We start from the raw sequence: 7,537 nt of genomic DNA on the forward strand, positions 1-7,537 counted from the left end.
CTGGACATCTACAACGTGTTCCAGAGCTTGCTGGCCTTGCTGGGCATCTTCGGCGGCGAGAAAGACTGATCAAGCTGGGCTTGAATGCAAAACGGGGTCCTCGGACCCCGTTTTTTTATGCCTGAGCGCTGACCATCAATCGCGCTCGAAAACCGCGATGCTTTCCACATGCGAGGTGTGCGGGAACATATTGACCGCACTGGCCGCCGTGCAGCGGTAGCCGGCCTGATGGACCAGGATGCCGGCGTCGCGCGCCAGCGTGGCCGGGTTGCAACTGACATAGACGATGCGCTTGGGCGCTTGCCAGCCCGGTGCCAAGCTCGGGTCGAGCTTGATATCGGCCAAGGCCTGTGACAAAGCATGCGCACCATCACGCGGCGGATCAACCAACCACTTGTCGGCCGAACCATCGGCAGCCAACAACGCCGGCGTCATCTCGAACAGATTGCGCGCCACGAAGGACGTATTGGCATCCAGGCCATTCAGCACGGCGTTCTCACGCGAACGCTGTACCAAGGCCTCGCTACCCTCAATGCCCAGCACCTCACGCGCCTTGGTCGCCAGCGGCAAAGTAAAATTACCCAGACCGCAAAACCAGTCGATCACCCGCTCATCGCGCTGCACGTCCAGCAAACGCAGCGCCCGCCCGACCAGCACGGTATTGATGTGCGGATTGACCTGGGTGAAGTCGGTCGGCTTGAAGGGCATCACCACGCCGAATTCGGGCAGGCTGTAGGACAGCGCCGGACCGCCCGCATCCAGCAAGGCCACCGTGTCCGGCCCCTTGGGCTGCAACCACCATTGCACGCCGGTATGTTGGGCGGCAAATTCACGCAGCTTTGTTTTGTCGGATTCCGGCAAGGGGTTCAGATTGCGCAGCACCAGCGCGATCACCTCGTCGCCCATCGCCAATTCAATCTGCGGCAAATGATCGCGCTGCTCCATGCCGGCGATCATGTCGCGCAGCGGCATCAACAAATCGCTGACCCGCTGCGGCACCACCTTGCAGACCTGCATATCGGCCACATAACGGCTTTTGCGCTCGTGGAAACCGATCAGCACCATGCTCTTCTTGATCACATAGCGGACCGAAAAGCGCGCCCGGTAGCGATAGCCCCAGGTCGGCCCCTCGATCGGGCGCAAGACCATCTCGGGCTTGACCTTGCCGAGATGCCAGAGGTTGTCCTCCATCACCCGCTGCTTGACCGCGACCTGCGCGCCGGCATGCAGATGCTGCATCTTGCAGCCGCCGCAGGAGCCGGCGTGCAGGCCGGCATGCGGGCAACCGGGGGTGACGCGCTGCGAACTTTCGCGCCGCATCGCCACCATCGTGGCCTGCTCCCAGCTGCTTTTCTTGCGGCCCACGGTGACTTGCACTTCTTCACCGGGCAAAGCGCCCTCGATGAACACCACTTTACCTGCTTCGTTGTGAGCGACGCCCTGGGCGTCCAGGTCCATCGATTCGACCTTGAGCCATTCTGATACTTGAGTCATGGCGCGGATTATCCCTGCGCGATGAGCCAACATTTGGCGAACAGCCAACTTCCAGACCTAAAAAATCGAGTCCCTGTCGATGCCATGCCGCGCCATGCCGCGCTTGAGCTTGGCCAGGGCCTCGATCTGAATCTGCCGAATTCGCTCGCGCGTCAGGTGCAGCCGCGTCGCCAGCACATCCAAAGTCTCGGGTTCTCGATTCGCCAGGCCGTAGCGCCCGGCCAGCACCTCTTGCTCGCGCTCATTCAATGCAGCCAGACCAGCGCCAAGCAAGGCATCAACCTCGTGGCTAAGCCTCAATCCGAGCGGATCCACCGCATGCTCGTCGGCGACCAGATCCATCACCGTGTCGCCGCCGTCAACGCCGCGCTCGGCGGGCGAATCGAGCGAACTGGGCAGCTCCGCAAAGGCCAGCAGTTCGGCTACTTCGGCCATCGTGCGACCCACCGCGGCCGCGATATCCTCGGCCCTGACCTTGCCGCCGCCATTGCCATTCGCGCCGCTCTGCGCCTGCAAGGCCTCCAAGGCACGCCTAGCCTTCAGCACATGGTTGAGTTCACGCACGATGTGCACCGGCAGGCGCACCAGCCTGGCCTGATGCATCAGGGCGCTCTCGATGCTTTGCCGAATCCACCAACTGGCGTAGGTTGAAAACCGAAACCCGCGCTCAGCCTCAAACTTGCCGATGGCATGCATCAAACCGAGATTGCCTTCCTCGATCAGGTCACTCAAAGGCAGACCGCGGCCCAGATAGTTCTTGGCCACGCTGACAACCAAGCGCAGGTTGTGCTCGATCATCGATTGGCGGGCCGCAAAACTGCCCGCTCTGGCCTGCACCGCCGTGTCGTATTCTTCCAGCGGCGTCAGCAGCGGCGTGCGGCGGATATCTCTTAGGTAAGCCTGCAGCGCATTGCCGAGCTCAATATCGCCACTCATCAACAGCGCTGAGGCCATGCCGGGCAAGCCCGGCACATCGTGCGCATCCGTCGACTCGCCGTCGCCGAGCTTTGGATCAGGTCCGTCCCCGGCATTCGGGAGGCCATGGTGATGGGGCAAAGCATGATTGGGCGCAGGATGTTTCATGGCATCAATTTCGCTGCGCCAACTGGGCTCTAGCGACCTGGGAGCAACTTGGCTGGATCGATCGGCTTGCCTTGCTTGCGCACCTCAAAGTGCAGCTTGACTTGATCAGAGTCACTTGAGCCCATCTCAGCAATTTTCTGCCCCTTGCGCACCGCCTGATCCTCTTTCACCAACAAGGTCTGGTTGTGTGCGTAGGCGGTCAGGTAAGTTGAGTTGTGCTTGATGATGACCAGATTGCCGTAACCGCGCAAGCCCGAACCCGCATACACCACGCGCCCGTCAGCGGCCGCCAACACCGCATCGCCGGCCTTGCCGAAGAAGGCCAACCCCTTGTTGCGCTGGTCGTCGAAACCAAGATTGACCGGGCCGGCAGCGGGCCAACCCCAGGCCGGATCCTCATCACCTTCTTTCGACGCCGGCGTTGCAGCGGCTTGCACCGCTGGGGAGGCCGGCGCCGAAGCCGACGAACTTGCAGCGGCTGCGGCGGCGTTGCCCTTGGCATCCAGCGGCCGGCTCTCAACCTTCGCCGTCGTCACCGATTTGCTGGTGACCGCAGCGGCGTCGATGCCGGGCGCTACCACCCGCAAGACCTGACCCACTTCAATCCGGTTCGGGTTGTCCAGCACATTCCACTTGATCAAGTCCCTGGTGCTTTGCCCGTTATCGAGGGCGATCCTGATCAGGGTGTCGCCAGGTTTGACGGTGTAATAACCGGCTTTGCCGGCGTTTTCAGCGCCCGGAAGTGCTTTGAGGTCAGGCGCCGCAGCACCGGCCGCCACTGCTTGCGCCGGCACCACCGAGCCAGACTTGGCCGCGCCGCCCTTGATGTCCCTCGCCTCAACGGGCGCCTTGTTGGGCACCGAGCTGCAGCCGGCCACTATGGCGGCAGTTGCAGCGAGCAAGATCTTCGTAAAACGGTAGGAATACTTTTGCATGCGGCGCTATGACTAACTTTGACGGGCTGAAATCAAACCTCGACACCGAAGCTTGATGCATAAAAACAGACGCCCGCAAAACCTTCCGGGCGCTTACATCACGCCTGATTTTAGAGGCACGAACAGCACCGCTTCGTACTCGCTGCGAACAAAACGGCTGACACCCGCTTCTTGCCGATGATCGACCACCACCAAGACCTGCCCTCTTCCACCCGGCACCGCCATAGGCGCAACCAAACGCCCGCCCGGTGCCAGCTGATCCAACCAAGCCTGCGGCAAGTCTTCGCCACCGGCCGCCGCGATGATGCTGTCGAACGGCGCAGCGCCCGCAAACCCGAGCCGACCGTCACCGTAGATCAGGCGGATATTGGCGCTGGCGGCCGCGGCCAGATTCAGCTTGGCCTTGTCATGCAGAGGTTTGAGTCGCTCGATCGACACCACCTGCTTGGCCACGGCGGCCAACACGGCCGCTTGATAGCCGCAGCCGGTGCCAATCTCCATCACCCGGCCCAGGCCGCACTGCTGAGCCGCCGTGGTCCCGCCCATCAGCATCGCGATCATGCGGCCAACGACGGAGGGCTTGGAAATCGTCTGGCCATGGCCGATCGGCAGGCTGGTGTCTTCATAGGCCTGAGTGGCCAGCGCGCTGTCGACAAACTGATGCCGAAACACCCCCGCCAAGGCCTGCAGCACCCGCTCATCATGCAGGCCGTCTTGTTGCAGGCGGCGCACCATGCGCTGACGCACCACGCCCGAATCCAGCCCCAAGCCGCTCGGCGCCGACTGCCGGGACGCATCAAGCGCCGCTTCGCGCAGATGCCGCTGCGGCATCAAGACCTCGCGCGCCGCACTGCCCGACTTGCCCAGCTTGGCCAGCGGCAAGGGAAAGCGCGACGGGCGCGTCGGCGCGTTGCTCAAAGGGGCAGCCCCAGGCGCGTGCCCCAGGTCGGCAAGGCCACATGGTGGGTCAAATCCACCTGCAAAGGAGTGATCGAAACGGTGTCATTGGCGGCAGCAAAAAAGTCCGTGCCCTCGCCCGCTTCCCGCGCATCGCCGGCCGGGCCTATCCAGTAAATCGTCTCGCCACGCGGGCTCAGCTGACGAATCACCGCTTCGCTGGCATGCCGGCGACCCAGGCGTGTGATGCGGCGCGGCAGATTGACCGCGTCGGCATGATTGGGAATATTGACGTTGAGCAAGAAAGCCTCGTTCAAGCCGGCCGCCATCACTTGTTCGACCACATTGCGCGCCGCTTGAGCGGCGGCGTCCAGATGGCCCCAGCCTTTTTCGACCTGTGAGAACGCGATCGAAGGGATGCCGAAAAGATAGCCCTCGGTCGCCGCCGCCACGGTGCCGGAGTACAGCGTGTCATCGCCCATATTGGCGCCGTTATTGATGCCGGACAGCACCAAATCGGGTTTGTAGCCGAGCAGACCGGTCAGCGCCACGTGCACGCAATCCGACGGCGTGCCGTTGACGTAACGGAATCCGTTCGACGCCGTGTAAACCGACAGCGGCCGCCCCAAGGTCAAGGAGTTGGAGGTGCCGCTGGCGTTTTGTTCGGGCGCAATCACGTCAATCTGCCCCAAGCCCTGGCAGGCATTGACCAAGGCAAGTAGGCCGGGTGCCAGGTATCCGTCGTCATTCGCTATCAGTATTCGCATGCACCGCATTGTAGGCAAACCACCACCCGCCGGCCCCCTCGCGAACCCACCCCATCGCTGCGACAACCTAACTTGCGCCCAAGCTTTGAAAGTGCTTCAACACCAACGTGGCCAATTCGGCATGCACCGCGTTCAAGGCCGCCAAGGGCTGGCTCGAGCCCGTCATGAAAACCACCATCAGGATGGGCGCCTGCTTGGGCGGGAAGAAGATCGCCACATCATTGACCGCACCGTTGGCGCCGGTGCCGGACTTGTCACCGGCAGGCCAGTCCTGCGGCGCGCCGGCGCGCAGCCGCTGCAAGCCGGTTTCCGAGGCATTCATCCAGACCAACAGTTGCTGGCGCAACTCGCCCGACAGATAGTCGCTGCACAGCAGGCGCTCCATCAGATCGCCGAAACTGGCCGGCGTGGTGGTATCGCGCGGGTCATCGGGCAGATTGCTGTTCAGCGCCGGCTCGATACGGTCCAGCCGGGTCACTTGGTCGCCCAGCTCGCGCAAGGTTCGCGTCAAACCGGCCGGGCCGCCGACCAGGGGCAGCAGCAGATTGGCGGCCGGATTGTCACTGACCTCAACCATGGCGGCGCACAACTCCGCGACGCTGAGCGAAGCCGACACCGTGCCGCCCTTGAGCAGCTCACCCGTCACCGGCGCATACGGCACCAGGTCACGCGGGCCGAAGCGCACACGCTGGTTCAGCTCCAGCCGGCCGCTGTCGACCTTGGCCAAGACGGCGCCGGCCAAGAGCAGCTTGAAGGTCGAACACATCGCAAAGCGCTGCTCGGCCTGAAAGCCAAACTGCTGGCGCGAGCCGGTGTGCAACGCGAACACGCCCAGCCGCCCGTCGAAACGGTCCTGCAAAGCGGCGCAGCGCTGCTGCAGATCGACCTGCGCCGAGACAAGGCCGGGCATGAACAGCCCGCTCAAGCAAAACCCGCGACGCCGCAGACTCATCAAGGCGTCACCACGCGCAAGACTTTTTGAAACGCCTCGACCGGCTTGCCCTTGCGCGCCCTTTTTCCCGCATAACTGGCCAGGCCCACGCCCTTCAAAATCTCTTCCCTGGGCTTGGCACCACGGCCCGTGCCCAGCACTTGCAGCGCTTGCGTGAAGGCGGCGACGCTGAGCAAGGCGTCCTTGGGCTCCAGGTCGATCAAGGTCAGGCCGCGGCCGCCCTTGGGTTGGTGTTTGAGTTCATCCAGCGCATAGGTCAGGAGCCGGCCATTCAAGGTCAAGCAAGCCAACTGAACGCCCAGCACCGCGCCGGTTGGGACTGCCGCCGGTGGCAAGACCTTTTCATCACCTTCGAGGCTGAGGAAGGTCTTGCCGGCTTTTTGGCGGCCGACCAGATCGCCGATCTTGGCGATCAGACCGAAGCCGCCGGTGCCCGCCAGCACTAGGCGGGCGTCGGCGCTGCCGGCGAAGTAATGCGCTATTTGGCTGCCGCTTTCCAGCTCGATCAAGGAGGTGATGGGCTGGCCATCGCCGCGCCCGCCGGGCAGCAGGGCAACAGCCACCGAATAGACCCGGCCATTGCTGCCGAACACAATCAAGGCGTCCACCGAGCGGCATTGGAAGGTGCCGTAAAGCTGGTCGCCCGATTTGAAGGCCAGCGCGCCGGACTCAATTTCGTGTCCTTTCAGTGCCCGCACCCAGCCTTTGCCGCTGACGACCACAGTGACCGCCTCGTCAACGATGCGCACCTCGGCCGTGGCTTTCTTTTCCTCCTGAATCAAGGTGCGGCGCTCGTCACCAAATTGTTTGGCGTCGGCCTCGATCTCGCGGATGACGGTGCGCTTCAAAGTGCCAGGATTGGCCAAAATCTCTTCCAGCTTGCTTTGTTCTTCGCGCAGGGTTTTGAGCTCCTGCTCGATCTTGATCGCCTCCAGCCGCGCCAACTGACGCAGGCGGATTTCAAGAATATCCTCGGCCTGCCGGTCGCTCAAATTGAAGCGGTTGATCAGCGCCGGCTTGGGCTCATCGGCATTGCGGATGATGCGAATCACCTCGTCGATATTGAGCAGCACCAGCGCCCGGCCCTCCAGCACATGGATACGGTCTAACACCTTGGCCAAGCGGTGCTGGGTGCGGCGCTGCACCGTCTGCTGGCGGTAGCCCAGCCATTCGCTGAGGATCTGGCGCAGGCTCTTCAGCGTCGGTCGGCCATCGGCGCCAATCATCGTCATATTGATCGAGGCCGAGGTCTCCAAGCTGGTGTGGGCCAACAGCGTCGAAATCAAATCTTGCTGCTCCACCGTGCGGCTCTTGGGCTCGAACACCAGGCGCACGGCCGCGTCCTTGCTGGACTCGTCACGCACGCAGTCCAGCACGGACAAAACGCTGGCCTTGAGCTGCAATTGCTC

7 protein-coding genes are annotated in these 7,537 nt (G+C 62.9%); all 7 read right to left on the reverse strand.

The genetic code is table 11. From position 1 onward, the window contains the following. Positions 1-135: 135 nt before the first annotated feature. On the reverse strand, positions 136-1,494 hold the full coding sequence (gene rlmD, locus RMO57_RS06365) for a 23S rRNA (uracil(1939)-C(5))-methyltransferase RlmD (RefSeq protein WP_310385235.1): 1,359 nt from the start codon (positions 1,492-1,494) through the stop codon (positions 136-138). 57 nt (positions 1,495-1,551) lie between these two features. Continuing rightward, positions 1,552-2,577: a sigma-70 family RNA polymerase sigma factor gene (locus tag RMO57_RS06370; protein ID WP_414896382.1), complete on the reverse strand. Its 1,026-nt coding sequence runs from the start codon at positions 2,575-2,577 to the stop codon at positions 1,552-1,554. A gap of 29 nt (positions 2,578-2,606) precedes the next feature. Continuing rightward, positions 2,607-3,512: a peptidoglycan DD-metalloendopeptidase family protein gene (locus RMO57_RS06375; RefSeq protein ID WP_310385236.1), complete on the reverse strand. Its 906-nt coding sequence runs from the start codon at positions 3,510-3,512 to the stop codon at positions 2,607-2,609. Positions 3,513-3,605: 93 nt separating this feature from the next. Beyond that, on the reverse strand, positions 3,606-4,430 hold the full coding sequence (locus tag RMO57_RS06380) for a protein-L-isoaspartate(D-aspartate) O-methyltransferase (protein WP_414896383.1): 825 nt from the start codon (positions 4,428-4,430) through the stop codon (positions 3,606-3,608). Continuing rightward, on the reverse strand, positions 4,427-5,176 hold the full coding sequence (gene surE, locus RMO57_RS06385) for a 5'/3'-nucleotidase SurE (RefSeq protein ID WP_310385237.1): 750 nt from the start codon (positions 5,174-5,176) through the stop codon (positions 4,427-4,429). Before surE ends, RMO57_RS06380 begins: the two co-directional genes overlap by 4 nt. A 67-nt stretch (positions 5,177-5,243) precedes the next feature. Beyond that, complete coding sequence (gene bla / locus RMO57_RS06390; protein WP_310385238.1) at positions 5,244-6,086, reverse strand: class A beta-lactamase; 843 nt, start codon at positions 6,084-6,086, stop codon at positions 5,244-5,246. 41 nt (positions 6,087-6,127) lie between these two features. Further along, on the reverse strand, positions 6,128-7,537 hold a 1,410-nt coding region (locus RMO57_RS06395; RefSeq protein ID WP_310385239.1), incomplete at its 5' end, for a DNA gyrase subunit A.

The sequence above is a fragment of the Roseateles sp. genome, from assembly GCF_031397715.1.
Classification (GTDB): domain Bacteria; phylum Pseudomonadota; class Gammaproteobacteria; order Burkholderiales; family Burkholderiaceae_C; genus Paucibacter_A.

Coding starts and splice junctions, on each gene's coding strand:
- rlmD (WP_310385235.1), bottom strand. CDS start 1,494: ATGACTCAAGTATCAGAATGGCTCAAGGTCGAATCGATGGACCTGGAC.
- RMO57_RS06370 (WP_414896382.1), bottom strand. CDS start 2,577: ATGAAACATCCTGCGCCCAATCATGCTTTGCCCCATCACCATGGCCTC.
- RMO57_RS06375 (WP_310385236.1), bottom strand. CDS start 3,512: ATGCAAAAGTATTCCTACCGTTTTACGAAGATCTTGCTCGCTGCAACT.
- surE (WP_310385237.1), bottom strand. CDS start 5,176: ATGCGAATACTGATAGCGAATGACGACGGATACCTGGCACCCGGCCTA.
- bla (WP_310385238.1), bottom strand. CDS start 6,086: ATGCCCGGCCTTGTCTCGGCGCAGGTCGATCTGCAGCAGCGCTGCGCC.